This window comes from Pseudomonas acericola (SeqCode) (assembly GCF_053456465.1).
The window spans coordinates 916,905-939,031 of sequence record NZ_JBRFJB010000002.1; the positions used below are offsets into that span (position 1 = coordinate 916,905).

Consider the following 22,127-nt stretch of genomic DNA (forward strand, 5'->3'; position numbering starts at 1 on the left):
TGATCAGTCCTGAACGTCGGGCGGTGGTGCACTGGGCGGCTTGGCGGTCAGCGAAGTGATCTTGATCAGCAGCGCCAAGTGGCCGCCGTCCAGGTAGTTGAGCTGGTTGTTCTTGGTGCGTACGTCGGCCTGGCTCAGGTGCTCGCTGGCGATCACGCTGCCGTTGCTGTCGAACTGGTTGATCCAGAAGTTCGCGTCGATGTCGGTGAAACGGCCCAGTTGCAGGTTGAGAACACCCTCGATAGGGAATTGGCCGAACTGTTCCGCGCCGTCGGTGATGGCGATTTTCACCGGTTGCTCGCCGAGGTTTTGCTCCCAGGCCTTGTGCGCCAGCACGGTGTAGCTGTTATCGGCGCTGAGCTTGTCGACGATATTGTTCAGGCGCGGCGGGCTCAGTTTGTCGGAAGCCAGGCGCACAGCCCCCGCATCCCAGTTTTCCGGGGCGGCGCGGCTGTTGATGACCGGCTCCGCATTCTGGCGCACCAGGATCATTTCCACCTGGTACGGGCTATCGGCAAACGCCGATGGGGCCACGACCACCAACAACAGGCTCAAAATGCGGAACAGGCGCATTGGGGCGTCCTTCATACGGATTTCGGAATGAGGCGCTCAAACAACGCCTCCAATGTATTAAAGCGTTCTTCGGCGCGTTCCATCGGCACCATGAACTTGAACAGCGTAGCCCCTTCGAACTTGTAGCGGTTGGGCTGGCCCTGGATCAGCTTGATCAGCACCAGTGGGTCCACCGGCGTCTGCGCTTCAAACTCGATGCGCCCGCCTTGTGGTCCGGCATCGACCTTCTTGATGCCCAACTGCTCGGCCTGCAATTTCAGCAGGGTCAGGCGCACCAGGTTCTTGGTCGGTTCCGGCAGCAGGCCGAAACGGTCGATCATCTCGACTTGCAGGTCCTTGAGGCCTTCTTCGTCGGTGGCCGAGGCGATACGCTTGTACAGGATCAGCCGCGCATGCACGTCGGGCAGGTAGTCTTCGGGGATCAACGCCGGCAAGCGCAGGTTGATCTCCGGGCCGCCGCCCAGCGGTTGGTCGAGGTTCGGCTGTTCGCCCTTGCGGATGGCTTTCACCGCCCGCTCAAGCATCTCCATATAAAGCGTGAAACCTACCGCCTGGATCTGCCCGCTCTGGCCGTCGCCCAGCAGTTCGCCGGCGCCACGGATTTCCAGGTCGTTGGTGGCCAGCACAAAACCGGCGCCCAGGTCCTGGGTGTTGGCGATGGCTTCCAGGCGCTTCTCTGCGTCGGAAGTGATCTGTTGGCGCGGCGGCGTGAGCAAATAGGCGTAGGCCTGGTGGTGACTGCGTCCGACGCGGCCACGCAGCTGGTGCAACTGCGCCAGGCCGAACTTGTCGGCGCGCTCGATGATGATGGTGTTGGCGCTCGGCACGTCGATGCCGGTCTCGATGATGGTCGAGGCGATCAGCACGTTGAAGCGCTTGTGGTAAAAGTCGCTCATCACTTGTTCGAGTTCGCGCTCGCGCATCTGCCCGTGGCCGATGGCGATACGCGCCTCCGGCACCAGTTCGGCGAGGTCGGCGGCGCATTTCTCGATGGTCTTCACGTCGTTGTGCAGGTAGTACACCTGCCCGCCGCGCAGCAGTTCGCGCAGCAGTGCTTCCTTGACCGTGCTTTTGTTCTGCTCCATCACGAAGGTGCGCACCGACAAACGACGCGCCGGCGGCGTGGCGATGATCGACAGGTCGCGCATGCCCGACACCGCCATGTTCAGCGTGCGCGGAATCGGCGTGGCGGTGAGGGTGAGGATGTCGACTTCACTGCGCAGGGCCTTGAGCTGTTCCTTCTGGCGCACGCCGAAACGGTGTTCTTCGTCGATGATCACCAGGCCCAGGTTCTTGATCTTCACATCGTCCGACAACAGCTTGTGGGTGCCGATCACGATGTCGATCTTGCCTTCGGCCAAATCGGCGATGGCGGCATTCACTTCCTTGGCCGACTTGAAGCGGCTCATCACTTCCACGGTCACCGGCCAGTCGGCAAAACGGTCGCGGAAGCTGTTGTAGTGTTGCTGGGCGAGCAGGGTGGTGGGCACCAGGATCGCCACTTGGCGGCCGCCGTGCACGGCAATGAAGGCGGCGCGCATGGCCACTTCGGTCTTGCCGAAGCCCACGTCGCCGCAGACCAGGCGGTCCATCGGCTTGGGCGCGAGCATGTCGGCGCGCACCGCTTCGATGGTGGTTTGCTGGTCTGGGGTTTCTTCGAAGGGGAAGCCGGCGCTAAAGGTGGCGTAGTCGGCTTTCGGGTCGGCGAACGCATAACCTTCGCGCGCCGCGCGGCGGGCATAGATGTCGAGCAGTTCGGCGGCGACGTCGCGCACTTGCTCGGCGGCCTTGCGCTTGGCTTTCTGCCAGGTCTCGGAACCCAGGCGGTGCAACGGCGCCAGGGCGTCGTCGCTGCCGGTGTAGCGGGCGATCAGGTGCAGGCTGGCCACCGGCACGTAGAGCTTGGCGCCCTCGGCGTATTCCATGGTGAGGAATTCAGCGGCCTGGTTGTCGATCTCCAGGGTCTGCAAGCCGAGGTAACGGCCCACGCCATGGTCAATGTGCACCACCGGCGCGCCTTCGCGCAGTTCGGTGAGGTTCTTGATCACCGCGTCGTTGTTGGCGTCGGCGCGTTTTTCCCGGCGGCGGCGCTGCATCACGCGCTGGCCGAACAGCGGACTCTCGGCGATCAGTGCCAGCGCCGGGTCATCCAGCAGCAAGCCTTCGTCCAGCGGCGCGATGGTGATCGCCAGGCGGTCTTTGCCTTTGACGAAGTCCGGCCAGCTGTCGACGGTTTTCGGCCGCAGTTTCAGGCGTTCCAGCAGCTCCAGCAGGACTTCGCGGCGACCGGCGGACTCGGCGGTAAACAGCACGCGGCCGGGGAAGTCGCCGAGGAAGTTGGACAGCGCCTCCAGTGGCTGGTTGGCCTTGGCTTCAATCGCCAGGTTCGGCAGCGCTTGCGCGGGGAAGCGTTCGCGGCCACTGCCGGCGTCCACGTCCTGCTGGCTGGCGACCACGCGCGGCCAGCTTTTCAGGCGGGCGAAGCAGTCTTCCACCGGCAGGAACAGCTCGGCGGGCGGCAATAAAGGCCGGGACGGATCGACGCGGCGCTCTTCGTAGCGGTTGCGCACGTCGTTCCAGAAGTTTTCCGCGGCTTGCTCGATGCCCGGCAGCGAGAACACTTGGGTGTCCTGGGGCAGGTAGTCGAACAGGGTGGAGGTTTCGTCGAAGAACAGCGGCAGGTAGTACTCGATACCGGCGGGTGTAATCCCGCTGCTCAAGTCCTGGAAGATCGGGCAACGACGGAAGTCCACGTCGAAGCGTTCACGGAAGCGCGCCTTGAAGCGGGTGACCGCGTCTTTTTGCAGCGGGAATTCCCGTGCGGGCAGCAGCTTGACCGAATCCACCTTGTCGATGGAGCGCTGGTTTTCGGGGTCGAAGGTGCGCAGGGTCTCGATTTCGTCATCGAACAGGTCGATGCGATAGGGCAGTTTGCTGCCCATCGGGAACAGGTCGATCAGCGCACCGCGCACCGCGAATTCACCGTGCTCGTACACCGTGTCCACGCAGCGGTAGCCGCTGGCTTCCAGGCGCGTGCGCATTTGCTCGACATCCAGCTTCTGGCCGATATCCAGCACCAGGCTGCTGCCCAGCAGGAATTTGGTCGGCGCCAGGCGGTGCAGCGCGGTGGTGATCGGCACCACCAGCACGCCGTGGGCCAGTTCTGGCAGGCGGTAAAGGCTGGCGATGCGCTGGGAGATGATGTCCTGGTGCGGCGAGAACAGGTCGTAGGGCAGGGTTTCCCAATCGGGGAAGTGCAGCACCGGCAAATCGGGGGCGAAGAAGCTCAGCTCCTGCTCCAACCGTTCGGCGCTTTGGCTGTCGGCGGTAAGCAGCAGGGTAAAGCGCTTGGCTGCGCTGGCAGCCTCGGCAATGGCCAGGCTCAGGGCGGCACCGGGCAGGTTGCCCCAGTGCTGTTTGCCTGCCGCAGCAGGGAGAAGCGGTAGACGCAGGACGGGCACGGAAGGTTGAGCTCCAAGCGTTGCGACAAAGTCGGTAATTGTAACGGTGCGAGGCGCCGTCTGTCAGTTGCTGACTGAGCCTATTACGGTTTGTAGGAAATGTAGTGGCTAAGACAAACAAAGGCGGGTTTTGACTCATTATGTAGTGCCAAAACCGGCGAGGTTTTCGGAGGGTTACGGACAAGTCGTGCGCTTCGCTCAACTGGTGGCCTTCTGGAACCCGCGTATTTACTGGGCTCCAGCGGGGTGCCTTTTTTTCGCAAGCACTTTTTGTTGCCTGGAGCGCATTGCTCCGAGGCCGGTCGGGCGGCATAATGTAGCCCCTTTTTTCTGCCCCTACATGTGGAAGGTTCCCGTGACTCAGAAGCCCGACCAGTGTCTTGGTGAATGGATCGACCGTGAAGCACTCGCAGAAGCGATGATTCCGCTTATCGGCCAGCTGTACCGCAATAACAATGTGGTGAGCTCGATCTATGGCCGCAGCCTGATCAACCAGTCTGTCATCGCGATTCTCAAAGCCCACCGCTTTGCGCGTCACCGTTCTGCCGACGACAGCGAACTCTCCGTCCACGAAACATTCCCACTGCTCAAAGCCATGAGCGAGCTCAAGCTCGGCGCGGCTTCGGTAGACCTGGGCAAGTTGGCCTATAAATTCCGCAAAGAAGGCGCTGGGCGTACCGCCGAGCAGTTCGTGCGTGAAGAGATGGCCGATGTGGTTGGCCAGCAAAACGCCGGTGGCCGCAAGGGCACTGACGTAGTGCTGTACGGCTTCGGTCGTATCGGCCGTCTGCTGGCGCGCATCCTCATCGAAAAAACCGGTGGCGGCGACGGCCTGCGCCTGCGTGCCATCGTTGTGCGCAAAGGCGCCGACAACGACCTGACCAAGCGCGCCAGCCTGCTGCGTCGCGACTCGGTACACGGTCCGTTCAACGGCACCATCGTCATCGACGAAGAAAACAACACCATCACCGCCAACGGTAACCTGATCCAGGTGATCTACGCGAAGAACCCGGCTGAAGTGGACTACACCCAGTACGGCATCAAAGACGCGCTGCTGGTGGACAACACCGGCGTATGGCGTGATGCCGAAGGCCTGGGCCAGCACCTGGCCTGCCCGGGTATCGACCGCGTTGTCCTGACCGCACCGGGCAAGGGCAAGCTGAAGAACATCGTTCACGGTATCAACCATGGCGAAATCACCGCTGACGACAAGATCGTGTCCGCTGCTTCCTGCACCACCAACGCCATCGTGCCGGTGCTGAAGGCTGTGAATGACAAGTTCGGTATCGTCAACGGTCACGTTGAGACGGTTCACTCGTACACCAACGACCAGAACCTGATCGACAACTTCCACAAGGGCGATCGCCGTGGCCGTAGCGCCGCGTTGAACATGGTGATTACCGAGACCGGTGCTGCCACCGCTGCTGCCAAGGCCCTGCCTGAGCTGGCCGGCAAGCTGACCGGTAACGCGATCCGCGTGCCGACGCCAAACGTGTCGATGGCCATTCTCAACCTGAACCTTGAGAAAGCCGCCACCCGTGAAGAGATGAACGAGTACCTGCGCTTCATGGCGCTGCACTCCGATCTGCATAAGCAAATCGACTTCGTCAACTCGCAGGAAGTGGTTTCCACCGACTTCGTCGGCTCGCGCCACGCCGGTGTGGTGGACGCCGAGGCGACCATTACCCAGGACAACCGTGTTGTGCTGTACGTGTGGTACGACAACGAGTTCGGCTACAGCTGCCAGGTGGTTCGCGTGATGGAAGACATGGCTGGGGTCAACCCGCCTGCGTTTCCGCGCTAAGCCTTTGCGCTGAATGAAAAAGCCCCGACTGGTTCGGGGCTTTTTTGTGGCTGAAGGTTTTGCAGGGGCTGTGAGGGCCTCATCGCAGGCAAGCCAGCTCCCACAGTTGAATGTATTCACAAATAGAAACCTGTGAACCCAGTCCAATGTGGGAGCGGGCTTGCCCGCGATGGCGGCAGCACTGACACACCCTCAATTCAGCAACCCCTCCGACAACCCCTTGGGCGCCAACCAAATCCCCAGATAAGCCTTCGCCAGCTCATCATCGGGACTACTGAACACCACCTCCCCATTGATCTCCAGATTCAACCCACGCCCCGGGCGAAAATCCAGCGCATACCGATCACCCTTTTGGATGTCGCGAAAGCGGGCATGCAAACTGTCCACCTCGGGTTTTAACCGGGCGCCGACCTGTTGGCGTTGCAGCGTGGTATTGGCAGCCTTGATCACATCGCCGCGGTCGATATCGCGAAAGTAATACAGCTCAAGGCGAAGGGCCTTTTGCTGCTCCCAGGCGAGCTTTGCGCGCATGTCGGCTGGGGCATACAGCGCTGCCGCGTAGACATCCGCCCAGAGATAGGTCAGCACCACCTGGTTTTTCAACACCAGTGCATGGGATTGCGCAGGAAAACCGGCTTGCCTGAGCCGGTCAGCCTCATTGGCTTGGACCATGGCCGACAACATCATCAATAAACAGAAAGCGACATGCCGCATAATGGCCGGACCTGCAAAGGGGCTTGCTGGCAGTGTAATTGCAATTTCCTGATGCTGTAGTAAAGGCAAGACTGGCCTACGACGCGACCAAGGGTTAATGTGCGCGGCGTTGAGCCTTATATAGACTGTGCCCCGGTTCACACACTTGAGCCAAAATGTCCTTCATGACCGCTGGCCGCGGCATGATTTAGCCCGGCGTCCAACCGTACGCCTGGCCTGTTCTGAGGAGTACGCATGGCTGTCTACAACTACGACGTGGTGGTACTGGGTTCCGGCCCAGCTGGAGAAGGTGCGGCGATGAACGCCGCGAAGGCAGGGCGCAAGGTGGCGATGGTCGATAGCCGTCGCCAGGTCGGCGGTAACTGCACCCACCTGGGTACCATCCCGTCCAAGGCCTTGCGTCACTCGGTGCGCCAGATCATGCAGTTCAACACCAACCCGATGTTCCGGGCCATTGGTGAGCCGCGTTGGTTCTCGTTCCCGGACGTGCTGAAAAGCGCCGAGAAAGTCATCTCCAAGCAAGTGGCCTCGCGCACCGGTTACTACGCCCGTAACCGTGTCGACCTGTTCTTCGGCACCGGCAGCTTCGCCGACGAGCAAACCGTCGAAGTGGTCTGCCCCAACGGCGTGGTCGAGAAGCTGGTGGCCAAGCACATCATCATCGCCACTGGTTCGCGCCCGTATCGCCCGGCGGATATCGATTTCCACCACCCGCGTATCTACGATAGCGACACCATCCTCAGCCTGGGCCACACCCCGCGCAAACTGATCATCTACGGCGCCGGCGTGATCGGCTGTGAATACGCCTCGATCTTCAGCGGCCTGGGTGTACTGGTGGAGCTGGTGGACAACCGCGACCAGCTGCTGAGCTTCCTCGACTCGGAAATCTCCCAGGCGTTGAGCTACCACTTCAGCAACAACAACATCACCGTGCGCCATAACGAAGAGTATGAGCGGGTCGAAGGCCTCGACAACGGCGTGATCCTGCACCTCAAGTCCGGCAAGAAGATCAAGGCCGATGCCTTGCTGTGGTGCAACGGCCGTACCGGCAACACCGACAAGCTGGGCATGGAAAACATTGGGGTCAAGGTCAACGGCCGTGGCCAGATCGAGGTGGACGAGAACTACCGCACCTGCGTGCCGAACATCTACGGCGCCGGCGACGTGATCGGCTGGCCGAGCCTGGCCAGTGCGGCGCATGACCAGGGCCGTTCGGCCGCTGGCAGCATCGTTGACAACGGCAGCTGGCGTTATGTGAACGACGTGCCGACCGGGATCTACACCATTCCCGAGATCAGCTCGATCGGCAAGAACGAGCACGAACTGACCAAGGCCAAGGTGCCTTACGAAGTGGGCAAGGCGTTCTTCAAGAGCATGGCGCGTGCGCAGATCGCCGGCGAGCCGCAAGGCATGCTGAAGATCCTGTTCCACCGGGAAACCCTGGAAGTCCTCGGCGTGCATTGCTTTGGCTACCAGGCGTCGGAGATCGTGCACATCGGCCAGGCCATCATGAACCAGCCGGGTGAGCAAAATACCCTCAAGTATTTTGTGAACACCACGTTCAACTACCCGACCATGGCTGAAGCCTATCGGGTAGCGGCCTACGACGGCCTCAACCGGCTTTTTTGAGCGGCTCCGGCCGGTGGCCTGAGCCGGCCGGGGAGACCGATTTCAGTAATTCTCGAGGGTGGCAGTGGCCAAACCGGGAAAGTCTGTAATCAGGCTATCTACGCCGAAGTCGGCGAGCCTGCGCATCAGCGCAGGTTCGTTGACCGTCCACACGGACACGTGCAGGCCCTGGCGCTGGGCTTTTTCCAGACGCTCGGGGGTGCATAACGTCCAGTTCAACGCCAGAATCTCACAGCCGTAGTTTTGCGCGACCTTCAGCGGGTCGAGCCAGGCGTATTCGGCCACCAGGCCGCGTGACAGGTCGGGGGTGAGTTCCACCGCCGCTTTCAGCACTTCCCGCGAACTTGACGTGACCGTGACCTTGTCCATCAGGCCGTGGCGCACGGCCATCTCGCGAATCGCCAGCACGGTAGTGGCTGCGCGGGTGCGTGAGGCGCTTTTGACTTCCAGTTGCCAGTGCTCGAAGTCGCATTGTTCGAACAGTTCTTCCAAGCGCGGGATCGGGCACGGTTTGACCCAGCCCGGGCCGCCTTTGCGTGCGTCCATCTTCACCAGGTCCGCTGCCGAGTACTCGACGACTTTGCCGCGCCGGTCGGTGGTGCGCTTGAGGGTCGGGTCATGGATGACCATCAACTCGCCGTCCATGGACAGGTGCAAATCCAGTTCGCAGCGGCGTACGCCGTGCTTGAGGCATTCCTGAAAGCTGGTCAGGGTGTTTTCCGGTGCTTCGCCTTTGGCACCGCGGTGGCCGTAAATCAGGGTCACAGTTGCTCCTATGCGCCAGCGTGTCTGGCGGGGTGAATGCTATTCAGGTGTCTTGGGCGTCGCTTTGTTCCCGCGCCAGGCGGCGTTCCTGGGCTTGTTTCTGCAGGATGTAGCGGGCGAGCAGTTGGCGTTGGGCATCGGTCATGGATTCGAACTCCGTGCCCACGTCAAAGCCAGCGCCTTTGGGATCGCAATGGGTGACCCGTGCGCGCAGCAGCAGGCCGAGCGCCTGGGGCATCAGCACCAGCTTGACCGCCAGGTGTGCGCCGGGGGCGAGCGGGGTAGGGTGCTGGAAGTCGATACCGCCTTCGGAAATGATCACCGGCTGCGGCTCGCCAACGGCCGTGCGCAGGCTTTGCGCCATGACCTGGCTGAGCAGGTCCAGGCGTTTGTTCTGCACTTTGAGGAAGGCGGCGAGGCTGCGGTCTTTCTCGCTGATCTGGCGCAGCAGGTGCTGGGCTTCGAATTCGCTGAGGTGCAGTTCGCTGAGCAAATTGAACAGCGGCGACTCATCCTGCAACACTTCCTTGCTCGCCGCTTCAGGGGCGGACAGGCTTTTGATTTGAAGTGCGATCATGTCGTCGATACGGTAGTATTCGCGGCGCTCTTCTTCATCTAATGTCGACATGGCGAACCCCAGCTAGCGTTAATGGTCTGAGTGTAAAGCTGCTTACCAGACCCCGCCACCGGGACGTCTTCTTTTCCTCCGAACAAGCCCCGACATGTTCAGACCTCTCTTCGTATTTATCGGCACGCGTTATACCCGTGCAAAGCGTCGCAATCATTTTGTGTCGTTCATTTCCTTGACCTCGATGATCGGGCTCGCCTTGGGCGTGGTCGTGATGATCGTGGTGCTGTCGGTGATGAACGGCTTCGATCATGAGATGCGTACCCGCGTGCTGGGCATGGTGCCCCACGCGACCATCGAGGGCGATGCGCCCATCAGTGACTGGCAAAGCCTGGCCGACAAGGTCAAGCAGAACCCCAAGGTACTGGCCGTCGCGCCGTTTACCCAGATGCAGGGGCTGCTGACCAACGACGGCAAGGTGCAGAAGATCCTGCTCAATGCCATCGACCCGGCCCAGGAGCGCAACGTCTCGATCATCGACAAGTTCATGTTGTCGGGCAAGCTCGATGACCTGGCCCCTGGCGAGTTCGGCATCGTGATCGGGGACAAGGCCGCGGCCAAGCTCGGCGTGAACCTGGGCGACAAGCTGACCTTCGTCGCCCCGGAAGTCACCGTGACCCCGGCCGGCATGTTCCCGCGCATGAAGCGCTTTACCGTGGTCGGCACCTTCCACGTGGGCGCCGGCGAGATCGACGGCTATCTGGGCCTGACCAACCTCACCGACCTGGCCCGTCTGCATCGCTGGAAGCCGGACCAGGTGCAGGGCCTGCGCCTCAAGTTCAATGACCTGTTCGACGCCCCGCGTACCTCGTGGGAAATCGCCCAGCATCTGGGCGAATCCCAGTACTACGCCCGCGACTGGACCCGTACCCACGGCAACCTGTACCAGGCCATCCGCATGGAAAAAGCCATGATCGGCCTGCTGTTGCTGCTGATCGTCGCCGTGGCTGCGTTCAACATCATCTCCACGCTGGTGATGGTGGTGAATGACAAGAAAGGCGACATCGCCATCCTGCGCACCCTTGGCGCCACGCCGGGGCAGATCATGGCGATCTTCATGGTGCAGGGCACGGTGATCGGCGTGGTCGGCACCCTGATCGGCACCGCCGTCGGCATCCTGGCCGCGCTGAACGTCAGCGCCGCCATCGCCGGCCTCGAAACCCTGATCGGCCACAAGTTTCTCAACGCCGACGTTTACTTCATCGACTACTTGCCGTCTCAGGTGCAAGCCCAGGACGTGTTGATGGTGGGCGGTGCCGCGTTGGTATTGAGCTTCCTTGCCACCCTGTATCCAGCCTGGCGCGCGGCACGCACCCAGCCAGCACAGGCCTTACGTTATGAGTGAATCGGGCATGAGTGAAAAAGCAATCTTGAGCTGCCGCAACCTGGGCAAATCCTACGAGGAAGGCCCGGAGTCGGTGGTGGTGCTGTCCAACCTGCAACTGGAGTTGCACCCGGGCGAGCGCGTGGCGATTGTCGGCAGTTCCGGCTCTGGCAAAAGTACCTTGCTGAACCTGTTAGGCGGCCTTGATACGCCGTCCCAGGGCAGCGTCTGGCTGGCCGGGGAAGAACTGTCGGCCCTCGGTGAAAAGGCCCGTGGCCAGTTGCGCAACCGCTCCCTTGGTTTTGTGTACCAGTTCCACCACCTGTTGCCGGAGTTCACCGCCCTGGAAAACGTGTGCATGCCGCTGTTGATCGGCAAGACCGCGATCCCGGAAGCCAGTCAACGTGCCAAGGCGCTGCTGGAACGCGTCGGCCTCGGCCATCGTCTGGAGCACAAGCCGGCCGAACTGTCCGGCGGCGAACGCCAGCGTGTGGCCATCGCCCGCGCCCTGGTGAACAACCCGGGCCTGGTGATGCTCGATGAGCCGACCGGCAACCTCGACTCCCACACCGCCCAGGGCATCAAGGACTTGATGCTGGAACTGAGCACCCAGATGCGCACCGCGTTCCTGGTGGTGACCCATGACATGAGCATGGCCCGCCAGATGGACCGTGTGCTGCACCTGCAGGAAGGTCATCTGGTCGCCATCTGACCTGTTTCAAGCCCGGTGTCTGACATCGGGTTTTCTATTTTTCCAACGGTGCCCGCGAATGTTCAGACCGTTATCGATTTTCATCGGCACGCGCTATACCCGCGCCAAGCGCCGCAACCGTTTTGTTTCGTTTATCTCGATGACCTCGATGATCGGCCTCGCCCTGGGTGTGTTGGCGATGATCGTGGTGTTGTCGGTGATGAACGGCTTCCAGCGCGAAATGAGCTCACGCATCCTCGGCATGGTGCCCCACGCCACTATTGTCGGCGTGAACCCGATTGACGACTGGCAGCCAGTGGCCGCTGCTGCGATGAAGAATCCTGAAGTGACAGCCGCAGTACCGTTCACGCAGATGGATGGCATGTTCTCCTACAAAGGCGCGATGCAGCCGATTGAGATCAGCGGCGTCGATCCGGCCCAGGAAGGCAAGGTGTCGATCGTGGCCCAGCACATCGTGCAGGGAAAACTGGAGGACCTGAAGCCCGGCGAGTTCGGCGTGGTGGTCGGCGAAATCACCGCACGGCGCTTTCGCTTGAATGTGGGTGACAAGCTGACCCTGATCGTCCCGGAAATCAGCACCGCGCCGGGTGGCATCACCCCGCGCATGCAGCGTTTGAACGTGGTCGGTATCTTCAAGGTCGGCGCCGAGCTGGATGGCTCCATGGCCTTGATCCACATGGCCGACGCGGCAGAGATCCAGCACTGGCAGCCGAACCAGGTGCAAAGCGTGCGCCTGGCGGTGAAAGACCTGTATGCGGCGCCCAAGGTCTCGGCGGATATCGCCGGCAGCCTGGGCGCGGCCTACAAGGCGGATGACTGGACCCATACCCAGGGCAGCCTGTTCAGCGCAATGAAAATGGAAAAAACCATGATCGGCCTGCTGTTGCTGATGATCGTCGCCGTGGCGGCGTTCAACATCATCGCGACCCTGATCATGGTGGTGAACGACAAGGGCGCCGACATCGCGATCCTGCGCACCATCGGCGCCACGCCACGGCAGATCATGGCGATCTTCATGGTGCAGGGCACGGTGATCGGCATCGTCGGCACCTTGATCGGCGGTGTGCTAGGGGTGATTGCGGCGCTGAACGTGAGTGCGCTGGTGGGCTGGATGGAGCGCGTGACCGGGCAGCATATCTTCAGTTCGGACGTGTACTTTGTCAGCAACCTGCCTTCGGAGCTGCAGGGTGGGGATGTGCTGCTGATTTGCACGGCTGGGTTTGTGTTGAGCTTTTTGGCGACGCTGTATCCGGCGTATCGGGCGGCGAAGATTGAGCCGGCGCATGCTCTGAGATATTCGTAAGCCTTTGGACCGCTGTGGCGAGGGAGCTTGCTCCCGCTGGGCTGCGAAGCGGCCCTAAAAAACTGGGGAGCGCTTCGCACTCCAGCGGGAGCAAGCTCCCTCGCCACAGTGTGAGAATGATCAGGACGGCAGCTCAATCACAAACCTGGTCCAACCCTTCCCCGACTCACAAAAAATCCGCCCGCCATGAGCCCGCACAATCGACTGGGTAATCGCCAGCCCCAGCCCCGCATGTTCGCTGCTGCCCTCGTGGCGCGCCGGGTCCGCCCGGTAGAATCGGTCAAACAGCCTTGGTAGCAACTCTGCTGGAATACCTTCCCCGGTATTTTCAACGGTCAGCCTAACGCCTTCCTCAACACGCACGCGCACTTCGCCCCCCGTCGGCGTAAACCGCAAGGCGTTATCCAGCAGGTTCGACAGTGCCCGGCGCAACATGCCGCGATCGCCAGCCGTGTGCGCAGAACCTTCACGCACCAGGCCGACCTGAGCGTCCTCCGCCAGCAACGCAAAAAACTCCAGCAAGGTGTCCACTTCATCGGCCAATACCAAGGGCTCGCGCTTGGGCATCAGCAAGCCGTGGTCCGCCTTGGCCAGGTACAGCATGTCGTTGACCAATTGCGCCATCCATTGCAGCTCTTCCAGATTGCTGTGCAGCGCTTCGCGGTAGTCCTCCAGCGGGCGCGGTTGGGTGAGGATGACCTGGGTGTGGGTCAGCAGGTTCGACAGCGGTGTGCGCAGCTCATGGGCAATGTCGGCGGAGAACGCCGAGAGGCGCTGGAAGGCATCGTCCAGGCGGCCGAGCATGGCATTGAAGGCTTGGGCCAGTTCGGCCAGCTCGGCCGGCATCTGCGCCTGGGGCAGGCGCTGGGTCAGGGAGTGGGCCGATACGCCTGCCGCCACTTCACCCATGCGCCGCAACGGCCGTAGCCCACTGCGCGCGGCCCAGGCACCCAACAAGGCGGTGGCGAGTGCCGAGAGGCCAACCGTTAGCCAGATCAGATGTTGCATCCGTTGCAGGAAGTGCTGGTGATGGGTGATGTCGAGCATCAGGCTCAGTTGCGGCGAGCCAGGTGTGCCGGCCATCAACGGCGCGTTGTACACCCGGTAGTCGGTACCGGCGTCTTGCAAGCTGTGCAGGCCGGGGGATTCGGGCAAGGTCATGCCGGGTGCGCCGTCAAACCAGCGCTGGCCCGCGCGGGTAATGCGCAGGGTGAGGTCGGGTTGGTGACTGAGTTCGGCGCGCAGTTGGGCTTCGCGCTGGGCGAAGGATTCGGCCGAGTCCACGCCCTGCAAGGTGCTGCGCAGGGCCACGAGCTGGCTGTCGAGCTGTTGTTGGTCCAGCTCGATGAAGTGCGCCTCGCTGGCGCGGTTGAACAGCACGCCGGCGAGCAACGAGACCACCGCGGTACACGCCGCAAACAACAGTGCCAGGCGGCTGGCCAGGGACAGGCGCTGGATCAATTGAAGCGCTCCTCCAGCACGTAACCCATGCCGCGCACGGTGTGGATCAGCTTGTTGGGGAAGTTGTCGTCGACTTTCAGGCGCAGGCGGCGGATCGCCACTTCGATAATGTTGGTGTCGCTGTCGAAGTTCATGTCCCAGACCTGGGAGGCGATCAGCGATTTGGGCAGCACTTCGCCTTGGCGGCGTAGCAACAGCTCCAACAGGGCGAACTCCTTGGCCGTGAGGTCGATGCGCTGGCCGTCCCGCTCGACGCGGCGGCGGATCAGGTCCAGGCGCAAGTCAGCCAATTGCAGGGCGGTTTCCTGTGGCGCGCTGCTGCCACGGCGCAGCAGGCTGCGTACCCGGGCCAGCAGTTCGGAAAAGGCGAAGGGCTTGACCAGGTAATCGTCAGCGCCCAGTTCCAGGCCATGCACGCGGTCTTCCACGGCGTCGCGGGCGGTGAGAAACAGCACCGGCGTCTCCAGGCCGGCGCCGCGCACCGCTTGCAGGATTTGCCAGCCATCGCGACCGGGTAGCATGACGTCGAGAATCAGCAGATCGTAGTCACCGGTCAGTGCCAGGTGCTGGCCGCTGGTGCCGTCGGCCGCCAGCTCGGTGGTAAAGCCGGCTTCGGCCAGGCCCTGGCGCAGGTAATGGCCGGTTTTCGGTTGGTCTTCGACGATCAGCAGTTTCATGGGCGGCTCTGAATGGCGGTGCACGAGGCGCTTTATACCGTGGGTTCCAGGGTAGGGGCGCTACCTGACAAAGTTGTAATCTAGCAGTCAGCTGGCTGGCAGCGGCCCCATCTTAAAGTGCTGTTCAGTGTGTTACACATTTTTGGAGAGTAGAGATGGCATTGCGTACACCCCTGTTGTTGGCGGGTTGCCTGTTGGTAGCGAGTTTTGGTGCGATGGCGGATGCGGCGCATACCTATGCATTTGGCCATGCGGCGCCAGCGTCGCAGGCCACGCGTACCGTGGAAGTGACCTTGCAGGACATTTCCTTTTCTCCCAAGTCACTGGACGTAAAGGCCGGTGAGACGGTGCGTTTTGTCTTGGTCAACAAAGGCCAGCTGCTGCATGAGTTCAACCTGGGCGATGCGGCGATGCATGCCGAACACCAGAAGGAAATGTTGCAGATGCAGGCCAGTGGCATGCTCACCGCCACCGGCATGGGCAAGATGGATCACAGTGCGATGGGCCACGGCTCGATGATGAAACATGATGATCCCAACAGCGTGTTGGTCGAGCCCGGTAAAACCGCCGAGTTGACCTGGACCTTCACCCGGACCACGGGCCTGGAGTTTGCCTGCAACCTGCCGGGGCATTACCAAGCGGGCATGGTGGGAGAGTTGAACGTCGAGTAGGCCGCAAAGGCGGGGGCAAAGGCTGGTAGACTGGTTGCGTTTATTTAGCCAGGTTTCCGCCATGCATCCCGCAGCCGAACATTCGCCGCTGGGCAAGTCCAGTGAATACATCTCCACCTACACCCCATCGTTGCTGTTTCCGATTCCTCGCGCCGCCAAATGGGCTGAGCTTGGCCTGAGCGCCGAGACGCTGCCTTACAAGGGCGTGGACTTCTGGAACTGCTTCGAACTGTCCTGGCTGCTGCCTTCGGGCAAGCCGGTGGTGGCCATCGGTGAGTTCAGCATCCCGGCTGACTCGCCGAATATCATCGAGTCCAAGTCCTTCAAGCTGTACCTCAACTCGCTGAACCAAACCGCGTTCGCCGACACGGCGAGCCTGGAAGCGACCCTGCGCACCGACCTCAGCGCCGCTGCCGGCAAGCCGGTGAGTGTGCGCATCCGCAGCTTGGCCGAGATCGAGGCCGAAGGCGTGATGGCGTTGCCGGGTGCGTGCATCGATAAGCTGGATATCAGCGTCAGCAACTACGAGCACCCGCGCCCCGAGCTGCTGCGTTGCGATGATTCGCGCATTGTCGAAGAGAGCGTGCACAGCCACCTGCTCAAGTCCAACTGCCCGGTGACCAGCCAGCCCGACTGGGGCAGCGTGGTGGTGGAGTACCGTGGGTCCGCGCTGGATCACGCGAGCCTGCTGGAATACATCGTGAGCTTTCGCCAGCACTCGGACTTCCATGAGCAATGTGTGGAGCGGATCTTTCTCGACCTGCAACGTTTGCTCAAGCCTGAGAAACTGACGGTGTATGCGCGCTATGTGCGGCGTGGCGGGTTGGATATCAACCCGTATCGCAGCACTGAGGATGTGGCGTTCCAGAATGTGCGCCTGGCCCGCCAATAGCCTTCACACAGAACCAAATGTGGGAGCAGGCAAGCCAGCTCCCACACTGGTTTCAGGGTTTGGCTTTGAGTTCGGGTCAGATCCCGATGTTGCCCAAGGTGATCATGATATTGCGCAATGTCCCAGAAATCAGCGGGTGCTCAGCGTCGAACTCGATGGCCGCTTGATTCACATCGTCGGAAATACTAGGTGTCTGGGTCGCCGGTTCAAGTTCCAGTTGTAGCTCGAACTTGGCAATCAAGGCTTCCAGTGCTGTACGTTTTTCTTCCGAAAGGGGCGGCTCCTGTTCCAACTGCCCGCGCAGGATCTCGACCTGTTCTTCCAGTTTTTTGCGATCAGGCATGACGTGTTTCCTTTTATCGATAGGCACTGGCATAGACCGCGGCACGCCGAGAAAGGTCTACGGGCTGACCTGTAGACTAATCCACCTGCGCCGACTGTGCATGATCTCGATCAGGGCTTCTCGCCTTTGAGCTGGCGCAGGCTGATGTCGGCCAGGCAGGTGCCGAGCTCGCCCAGGTGGTCGATCACCGAATGCACGCCCAGCCCGTACAGGGCCACGGTGGCCTTGCCGCGCATGTGTTCGCGCTCTTGCTCGCTCAATGCCTGCCATTGCGTCGGGGCCATGCCGCACAGCGAGCCGCAGGACGCCAGGCCAATCGTCCATAGGCCGGCGTTGAGCCCCGATTGCAGCAAGCGCGGTTCGCCGCTGACCAGCACACAGCCTTCCAGGCGTTCGATGTTCAATTCCATCAAGGCCTGCCAGCAGGCATGAGGGGCAGGCCAGCGAATGGAGGAGGGCGATGTTGCTTTCAGCCAGCCGGGCAGGACGGCGGCCAGTGGCGTCGTGATCGAAGCGGGGAGTTCATCCAGCCAGGCGCAGGGCACGCCTTGCTCTTGCAGGCTGCGCAGGATTTTCAGGGCGCCGGGGGTGGCCAGGGAATCGGGCGAGGGCGAATCGCTGCGGGCCTGGGAACCGAAGTCCACCAGGCAACCACTCAGGCCAAACAAAACGGCAGTCAAGGCAGGCGCGCTGGCGATGGCAATCTCGGCGTGAGGCATGACGACATCCCTGAAATAGCTCTGACCCTATCGGAGCGGGATGACAGGTGGATGACACCGCGCTTTAATTGTAGGAATTTTGTGCATTTTTGGCCGGACCTTTCCTGGTTGCTGCCTAAATGGACACTTCCGTCATATACTCACGGCCTTATTCAGGGCATAGCGCCCATGACAGACCATTCAAGGAGCAAAAGCTATGCGCTGGAGCCACTACTTCGCTCAGCTGTCGGTGTGTGCCACTGTCCTGCTGGCCCCGTTTGCCGTTCAAGCCGCATCCGAAGCTGATCCTTGGGAAAGCGTCAACCGCCCGATCTTCACCTTCAACGACACCGTTGATACCTATGCCCTCAAGCCATTGGCCCAAGGCTATCAGTTCGTGACCCCGCAATTCATGCAGGACGGCGTTCATAACTTCTTCCGCAATATCGGCGATGTGGGCAACCTGGCCAACAATGTGCTGCAGCTCAAGCCGCATGCGGCGGGTGTGGACACGGCGCGCTTGCTGATGAACACCACGTTTGGCGTGCTGGGCTTTATCGACGTCGGCACCAAAATGGGGCTGCATCGCAGCGATGAAGACTTCGGTCAGACCCTCGGCTACTGGGGCGTGGGCAGCGGGCCTTACGTGATGCTGCCGCTGCTGGGTCCTAGCACCTTGCGTGACGCGCCGTCCAAGTACGTGGACAGCTACACCCAGCCGTACCGCTACATGAACGATATTGGCTGGCGCAACAGCACCATCGGCCTGAATATTATCGATACCCGTGCCAGCCTGCTCGACAGCGAGAAACTGATCACCGGCGACAAGTACACCTTCATCCGCAATGCCTACCTGCAGAACCGCGAGTTCAAGGTCAAGGATGGCAAGGTTGTTGATGATTTCTAAGCTGTGATGTCTTGAAATGAAAAAAAGGCGACCCTCGAAGGTCGCCTTTTTTGTGCGCGGATTTCAGTGCATTTTCAAGATCTTGAGGCCCAGGTGCTGGTCTTGGCCGTTTGTCTTGGTCCAGACCACCTCAGTGTCCGCTTCCAGGCCCGTGAGGGCAGTGTGCTCGGAATCGATGCGCACCGTCAGTTGGTCACCCACCTGGAATTGGCGCGGCGCCTGCACCTGCATGCCGGAGCTGGAAAGGTCCACGCAAACCCCTGCAATCTCTTGCCCGGCGTGGATCAAAGACACATCGGCATCCACTCGCATGCGGATGAAATCGCGTTTTTCGGCGTAGTCGCGCTCGTGTTCGCTCACGGGTTCCATCCTTACTTTGTGTTGTGGTATTGGCTGTTCTTATAACTCCCAGTGATTTGCGATGTAAAGACGCCCGGCGACCATCGGCATGAGCTTGAAACCCCTGACGGATGGGAGTACCGTCTGCGCCTTAGAAGGGCACCTCTGCTTTACTGTTGTGCGTAGGCCAAAAGCCCGCGCTTTGTAGGACAGAGTGGCTAGAAAGCGAATCCAGTAGTGTGAGTCCGGCCATTGCCGAGCTGCCTACGCCAACCTAATTCTGGCGCCGTTTGCCCACATGCAAAAAACCAGTGCCACGCTGCTGATAATCGATGACGACGAAGTAGTGCGCGCGAGTCTCGCGGCCTATTTGGAAGACAGTGGCTTCAGCGTCCTGCAGGCCAGCAATGGCCAACAGGGTCTCCAGGTATTCGAGCGCGACAAGCCCGACCTTGTGATCTGCGACCTGCGCATGCCCCAGATGGGCGGCCTGGAGCTGATTCGCCAGGTGACTGAGCTTGCGCCGCAGACGCCGGTGATTGTGGTGTCCGGTGCCGGGGTGATGAACGACGCGGTCGAGGCCCTGCGCCTGGGCGCTGCCGACTACCTGATCAAGCCCCTGGAAGACCTGGCGGTGCTGGAGCACTCGGTGCGCCGCGCCCTGGATCGTGCACGCCTGCTATTGGAAAACCAGCGTTATCGCGAAAAACTCGAAACCGCCAACCGCGAGCTCGAAGCCAGCCTGAACCTGCTCCAGGAAGACCAGAACGCCGGTCGCCAGGTACAGATGAACATGCTGCCGGTGAGTCCGTGGACCATCGACGAGTTTCAGTTTGCCCACCAGATCATCCCGTCTTTGTACCTGTCGGGTGATTTTGTCGATTATTTCCGCGTAGATGAGCGCCGTGTCGCGTTCTATCTGGCCGACGTCTCCGGCCACGGCGCGTCTTCCGCGTTTGTCACCGTGTTGTTGAAGTTCATGACCACGCGGTTGCTGTTCGAATCCAAGCGCAATGGCACCTTGCCGGAGTTCACTCCGTCCGAGGTGCTGGGCCACATCAACCGAGGCTTGATCAGCTGCAAGCTGGGCAAGCACGTGACGATGGTCGGCGGCGTGATTGATGAAGAAACCGGTCTTTTGACCTACAGTATTGGCGGTCACCTGCCGATGCCTGTTTTGTATACGCCTGACAGTGTGCGCTACCTGGAAGGACGTGGTCTGCCCGTAGGCTTGTTCAATGAAGCCACCTACGAAGATCACATCCTGGAGCTGCCGCCGACCTTCAGCCTGACGCTGATGTCCGACGGTATCCTGGACTTGCTTCCAGAGCCTACACTCAAGGAGAAAGAAGCCGCCTTGCCCCAAAAGGTCAAGTCGGCGGGCGGCAGCCTGGATGGCCTGCGGCAAGTGTTTGGATTGGCCACGCTGGGGGAGATGCCGGATGATATCGCCCTATTGGTGTTGAGCAGGAATCTTTGATGAGTACCGGAAGAATCCAATTCGCCGAGCAAGACGGGACCTTTGTCCTGAAGTTTGTCGGTGAAGTGCGCCTGACCTTGTGTTCGGCGCTGGATGCGACGATTGAGCGGATTTTCACCGCGCTGAATTTCTCGGCGATCGTGATCGATCTGACCGAAACCCGCAGCATCGATAGCACCACCCTTGGGTTGTTGGCCAAGTTGTCCATTCTGTCTCGGCAGAAGGTCGGCCTGTTGCCCACGGTCGTCACCACCCACGAAGACATCACCCGTCTGTTGCAGTCCATGGGTTTCGACCAGGTCTTCAACATCGTTGACCGTCCGATCCCGTGCCCGGAATGCCTGACCGACCTGCCATCGCAGGATCAGTCCGAAGAAGTGGTACGGGTCAAGGTGCTGGAAGCGCACAAGATCCTGATGGGCTTGAACGAGTCCAACCGCGAAGCGTTCCACGACTTGGTCAACGCCCTCGAACGCCACTGATCCCCCAGTAAAAACTCGGTCTCTGTGGGAGCTGGCTTGCCTGCGATAGCGCCAGCTCAGACAACACAAGACGTACTGCCGAAACCGGCAAGCACAAAAAGGGCGATACCCTCACAGGTATCGCCCTTTTTGTTACTGCCTGCCTTACAACTTGGCGCTCAGCAGTGCCTCCAGCTTCTCCTGGTCGCGAGCAAACTGACGAATCCCCTCCGCCAGCTTCTCAGTCGCCATCGCATCCTCGTTGGACTCCCAACGGAACTGCGCTTCAGTCAGATGCACACGCGCCTCACCGGCGTGGCCTGGAGCCAGTTTGCGCTCCAGCTTGCCGTTGTCGGCCGCCAGTTTCTCCAGCAAGTCCGGGCTGATGGTCAGGCGATCACAGCCGGCCAGTTCTTCGATCTGGCTGAGGTTGCGGAAGCTGGCGCCCATCACCACGGTCTTGTAGCCATTGGCCTTGTAGTAGTTGTAGATGCGCGTCACCGACTGCACGCCCGGGTCTTCCGAACCGGTGTAGTCGCTGCCGTTGGCCTTCTTGTACCAGTCGTAGATACGGCCTACGAACGGCGAAATCAGGAACACTCCGGCTTCTGCGCAAGCCACGGCCTGAGCGAAGGAGAACAGCAAGGTCAGGTTGGTCTGGATACCTTCTTTTTCCAGCTTTTCGGCGGCGCGGATGCCTTCCCAAGTGGACGCGATCTTGATCAGTACGCGGTCACGGCCAATGCCGGCTTTTTCGTACAGGTCGATCAGACGGTGCGCACGCTTGAGTACAGCGTCGGTATCGAACGACAGGCGCGCGTCCACCTCGGTGGAAATACGCCCCGGAACCACTTTCAGGATTTCTTGACCCACCGCAACCGCAAAACGATCGCTGGCCAGGCCGACATCACCGTTGCAGTCTTTGACGCACTCGTCCAGCAGCTTGGCGTAGGCGGGGATCGACGCCGCCTTGAGCAGCAGGGAAGGGTTGGTGGTGGCATCTTGCGGCTTGACCCGAGCGATAGCTTCAAAATCGCCGGTATCGGCTACGACGGTGGTGATTTGCTTGAGTTGTTCCAGCTTGGAAGTCATGGGCGTGCTCTGTCCTATGGGTCTGATGACATTACCCGAGCGCCGACAGGCGCTCAAGGGCGCAAATGCGTTCGATCGTTTGCGAGGGCAACAACCTGAAAACAGCCGTTTGAATGACCGGCCTTGCTGCTAGATAGGAGGGCAAAAAGCTCAGCAGGTTCAACCCTGATGCTAGTGGTTGCCCCCCCAGTCC

21 protein-coding genes are annotated in these 22,127 nt (G+C 60.9%); 10 read left to right on the top strand and 11 right to left on the bottom strand.

The window, feature by feature from the left end; genetic code table 11:
* Positions 1–3: 3 nt before the first annotated feature.
* Positions 4–573: a CsiV family protein gene (locus ACU688_RS10360; protein WP_448184621.1), complete on the bottom strand. Its 570-nt coding sequence runs from the start codon at positions 571–573 to the stop codon at positions 4–6.
* A gap of 11 nt (positions 574–584) precedes the next feature.
* Positions 585–4,034 (bottom strand): transcription-repair coupling factor, encoded by a 3,450-nt coding sequence (gene mfd, locus ACU688_RS10365; RefSeq protein ID WP_124528040.1) that lies wholly within the window; start codon positions 4,032–4,034, stop codon positions 585–587.
* A gap of 340 nt (positions 4,035–4,374) precedes the next feature.
* Between mfd and ACU688_RS10370 the strand changes: the two genes are divergently transcribed.
* On the top strand, positions 4,375–5,838 hold the full coding sequence (locus tag ACU688_RS10370; RefSeq protein WP_207045392.1) for a glyceraldehyde-3-phosphate dehydrogenase: 1,464 nt from the start codon (positions 4,375–4,377) through the stop codon (positions 5,836–5,838).
* A 192-nt stretch (positions 5,839–6,030) separates the two neighbouring features.
* Here the strand turns inward: ACU688_RS10370 and ACU688_RS10375 are convergent, their stop codons facing one another.
* A complete protein-coding gene (locus ACU688_RS10375) occupies positions 6,031–6,552 on the bottom strand; it encodes a chalcone isomerase family protein (RefSeq protein WP_448184861.1) in 522 nt (173 codons plus the stop codon).
* Between the two features lie 234 nt (positions 6,553–6,786).
* Between ACU688_RS10375 and sthA the strand changes: the two genes are divergently transcribed.
* Positions 6,787–8,181, top strand: coding sequence for a Si-specific NAD(P)(+) transhydrogenase (gene sthA, locus ACU688_RS10380; RefSeq protein ID WP_017737346.1), 1,395 nt, complete (start codon positions 6,787–6,789; stop codon positions 8,179–8,181).
* A gap of 42 nt (positions 8,182–8,223) precedes the next feature.
* On the opposite strand, the gene ACU688_RS10385 is transcribed toward sthA, so the two are convergent.
* A complete protein-coding gene (locus tag ACU688_RS10385) occupies positions 8,224–8,946 on the bottom strand; it encodes a glycerophosphodiester phosphodiesterase (RefSeq protein ID WP_448184622.1) in 723 nt (240 codons plus the stop codon).
* Between the two features lie 43 nt (positions 8,947–8,989).
* Positions 8,990–9,574, bottom strand: a complete 585-nt coding sequence (locus tag ACU688_RS10390) for a PilZ domain-containing protein (protein ID WP_017737348.1) — start codon at positions 9,572–9,574, stop codon at positions 8,990–8,992.
* Between the two features lie 94 nt (positions 9,575–9,668).
* Here ACU688_RS10390 and ACU688_RS10395 point away from each other — a divergent pair, with 94 nt between their 5' ends.
* From ACU688_RS10395 to ACU688_RS10405, 3 genes are read left to right on the top strand one after another with little or no spacing between them, the layout of a single operon-like run.
* A complete protein-coding gene (locus ACU688_RS10395; RefSeq protein ID WP_026136852.1) occupies positions 9,669–10,919 on the top strand; it encodes a lipoprotein-releasing ABC transporter permease subunit in 1,251 nt (416 codons plus the stop codon).
* Between the two features lie 7 nt (positions 10,920–10,926).
* Complete coding sequence (lolD, locus tag ACU688_RS10400; RefSeq protein WP_448184623.1) at positions 10,927–11,610, top strand: lipoprotein-releasing ABC transporter ATP-binding protein LolD; 684 nt, start codon at positions 10,927–10,929, stop codon at positions 11,608–11,610.
* Positions 11,611–11,668: 58 nt separating this feature from the next.
* Positions 11,669–12,913, top strand: coding sequence for a lipoprotein-releasing ABC transporter permease subunit (locus ACU688_RS10405; RefSeq protein ID WP_448184624.1), 1,245 nt, complete (start codon positions 11,669–11,671; stop codon positions 12,911–12,913).
* Positions 12,914–13,033: 120 nt separating this feature from the next.
* Here ACU688_RS10405 and ACU688_RS10410 read toward each other — a convergent pair whose 3' ends face one another.
* Both ACU688_RS10410 and ACU688_RS10415 read right to left on the bottom strand, forming a co-directional pair.
* Positions 13,034–14,374, bottom strand: coding sequence for a heavy metal sensor histidine kinase (locus ACU688_RS10410; protein WP_448184625.1), 1,341 nt, complete (start codon positions 14,372–14,374; stop codon positions 13,034–13,036).
* The gene (locus tag ACU688_RS10415) at positions 14,371–15,051 is read right to left on the bottom strand and encodes a heavy metal response regulator transcription factor (RefSeq protein WP_448184626.1); all 681 of its coding nucleotides are present in this window, start codon (positions 15,049–15,051) and stop codon (positions 14,371–14,373) included. Before ACU688_RS10415 ends, ACU688_RS10410 begins: the two co-directional genes overlap by 4 nt.
* Positions 15,052–15,206: 155 nt before the next feature.
* On the opposite strand from ACU688_RS10415, the gene copI reads away from it, so the two are divergent.
* Entirely contained in the window at positions 15,207–15,722 is a 516-nt protein-coding gene (gene copI, locus ACU688_RS10420; RefSeq protein ID WP_448184627.1) for a copper-resistant cuproprotein CopI, read from the top strand.
* Between the two features lie 61 nt (positions 15,723–15,783).
* The gene (gene queF / locus ACU688_RS10425; RefSeq protein ID WP_448184628.1) at positions 15,784–16,614 is read left to right on the top strand and encodes an NADPH-dependent 7-cyano-7-deazaguanine reductase QueF; all 831 of its coding nucleotides are present in this window, start codon (positions 15,784–15,786) and stop codon (positions 16,612–16,614) included.
* 76 nt (positions 16,615–16,690) lie between these two features.
* Here queF and ACU688_RS10430 read toward each other — a convergent pair whose 3' ends face one another.
* Positions 16,691–16,957 (bottom strand): DUF4404 family protein, encoded by a 267-nt coding sequence (locus ACU688_RS10430; RefSeq protein ID WP_448184629.1) that lies wholly within the window; start codon positions 16,955–16,957, stop codon positions 16,691–16,693.
* 110 nt (positions 16,958–17,067) lie between these two features.
* Positions 17,068–17,676, bottom strand: a complete 609-nt coding sequence (gene pcrP, locus ACU688_RS10435) for an HAD superfamily inactivated hydrolase PcrP (RefSeq protein WP_448184630.1) — start codon at positions 17,674–17,676, stop codon at positions 17,068–17,070.
* Positions 17,677–17,872: 196 nt separating this feature from the next.
* Between pcrP and ACU688_RS10440 the strand changes: the two genes are divergently transcribed.
* Positions 17,873–18,562 (top strand): MlaA family lipoprotein, encoded by a 690-nt coding sequence (locus tag ACU688_RS10440; RefSeq protein WP_448184631.1) that lies wholly within the window; start codon positions 17,873–17,875, stop codon positions 18,560–18,562.
* A gap of 63 nt (positions 18,563–18,625) precedes the next feature.
* Here the strand turns inward: ACU688_RS10440 and ACU688_RS10445 are convergent, their stop codons facing one another.
* Entirely contained in the window at positions 18,626–18,922 is a 297-nt protein-coding gene (locus tag ACU688_RS10445; RefSeq protein ID WP_448184632.1) for a PilZ domain-containing protein, read from the bottom strand.
* A gap of 277 nt (positions 18,923–19,199) precedes the next feature.
* Here ACU688_RS10445 and rssB point away from each other — a divergent pair, with 277 nt between their 5' ends.
* On the top strand, positions 19,200–20,381 hold the full coding sequence (rssB, locus tag ACU688_RS10450; protein ID WP_017737359.1) for a two-component system response regulator RssB: 1,182 nt from the start codon (positions 19,200–19,202) through the stop codon (positions 20,379–20,381).
* Positions 20,381–20,863 carry an anti-sigma factor antagonist RssC gene (rssC, locus tag ACU688_RS10455; RefSeq protein WP_003172602.1) on the top strand — a complete coding sequence of 161 codons (483 nt, stop codon included), beginning with the start codon at positions 20,381–20,383 and terminating at the stop codon, positions 20,861–20,863. Before rssB ends, rssC begins: the two co-directional genes overlap by 1 nt.
* A 144-nt stretch (positions 20,864–21,007) precedes the next feature.
* On the opposite strand, the gene tal is transcribed toward rssC, so the two are convergent.
* On the bottom strand, positions 21,008–21,934 hold the full coding sequence (gene tal, locus ACU688_RS10460) for a transaldolase (RefSeq protein ID WP_017737360.1): 927 nt from the start codon (positions 21,932–21,934) through the stop codon (positions 21,008–21,010).
* Between the last annotated feature and the right edge of the window lie 193 nt (positions 21,935–22,127).

What these genes read in the sequence shown, in the direction of transcription:
- ACU688_RS10360 (WP_448184621.1), bottom strand. Translation starts at nt 573, where the DNA reads ATGCGCCTGTTCCGCATTTTGAGCCTGTTGTTGGTGGTCGTGGCCCCA.
- ACU688_RS10370 (WP_207045392.1), top strand. Translation starts at nt 4,375, where the DNA reads ATGTGGAAGGTTCCCGTGACTCAGAAGCCCGACCAGTGTCTTGGTGAA.
- ACU688_RS10375 (WP_448184861.1), bottom strand. Translation starts at nt 6,552, where the DNA reads ATGCGGCATGTCGCTTTCTGTTTATTGATGATGTTGTCGGCCATGGTC.
- sthA (WP_017737346.1), top strand. Translation starts at nt 6,787, where the DNA reads ATGGCTGTCTACAACTACGACGTGGTGGTACTGGGTTCCGGCCCAGCT.
- ACU688_RS10390 (WP_017737348.1), bottom strand. Translation starts at nt 9,574, where the DNA reads ATGTCGACATTAGATGAAGAAGAGCGCCGCGAATACTACCGTATCGAC.
- ACU688_RS10395 (WP_026136852.1), top strand. Translation starts at nt 9,669, where the DNA reads ATGTTCAGACCTCTCTTCGTATTTATCGGCACGCGTTATACCCGTGCA.
- lolD (WP_448184623.1), top strand. Translation starts at nt 10,927, where the DNA reads ATGAGTGAAAAAGCAATCTTGAGCTGCCGCAACCTGGGCAAATCCTAC.
- ACU688_RS10405 (WP_448184624.1), top strand. Translation starts at nt 11,669, where the DNA reads ATGTTCAGACCGTTATCGATTTTCATCGGCACGCGCTATACCCGCGCC.
- ACU688_RS10415 (WP_448184626.1), bottom strand. Translation starts at nt 15,051, where the DNA reads ATGAAACTGCTGATCGTCGAAGACCAACCGAAAACCGGCCATTACCTG.
- copI (WP_448184627.1), top strand. Translation starts at nt 15,207, where the DNA reads ATGGCATTGCGTACACCCCTGTTGTTGGCGGGTTGCCTGTTGGTAGCG.
- queF (WP_448184628.1), top strand. Translation starts at nt 15,784, where the DNA reads ATGCATCCCGCAGCCGAACATTCGCCGCTGGGCAAGTCCAGTGAATAC.
- ACU688_RS10430 (WP_448184629.1), bottom strand. Translation starts at nt 16,957, where the DNA reads ATGCCTGATCGCAAAAAACTGGAAGAACAGGTCGAGATCCTGCGCGGG.
- pcrP (WP_448184630.1), bottom strand. Translation starts at nt 17,676, where the DNA reads ATGCCTCACGCCGAGATTGCCATCGCCAGCGCGCCTGCCTTGACTGCC.
- ACU688_RS10440 (WP_448184631.1), top strand. Translation starts at nt 17,873, where the DNA reads ATGCGCTGGAGCCACTACTTCGCTCAGCTGTCGGTGTGTGCCACTGTC.
- rssB (WP_017737359.1), top strand. Translation starts at nt 19,200, where the DNA reads ATGCAAAAAACCAGTGCCACGCTGCTGATAATCGATGACGACGAAGTA.
- rssC (WP_003172602.1), top strand. Translation starts at nt 20,381, where the DNA reads ATGAGTACCGGAAGAATCCAATTCGCCGAGCAAGACGGGACCTTTGTC.
- tal (WP_017737360.1), bottom strand. Translation starts at nt 21,934, where the DNA reads ATGACTTCCAAGCTGGAACAACTCAAGCAAATCACCACCGTCGTAGCC.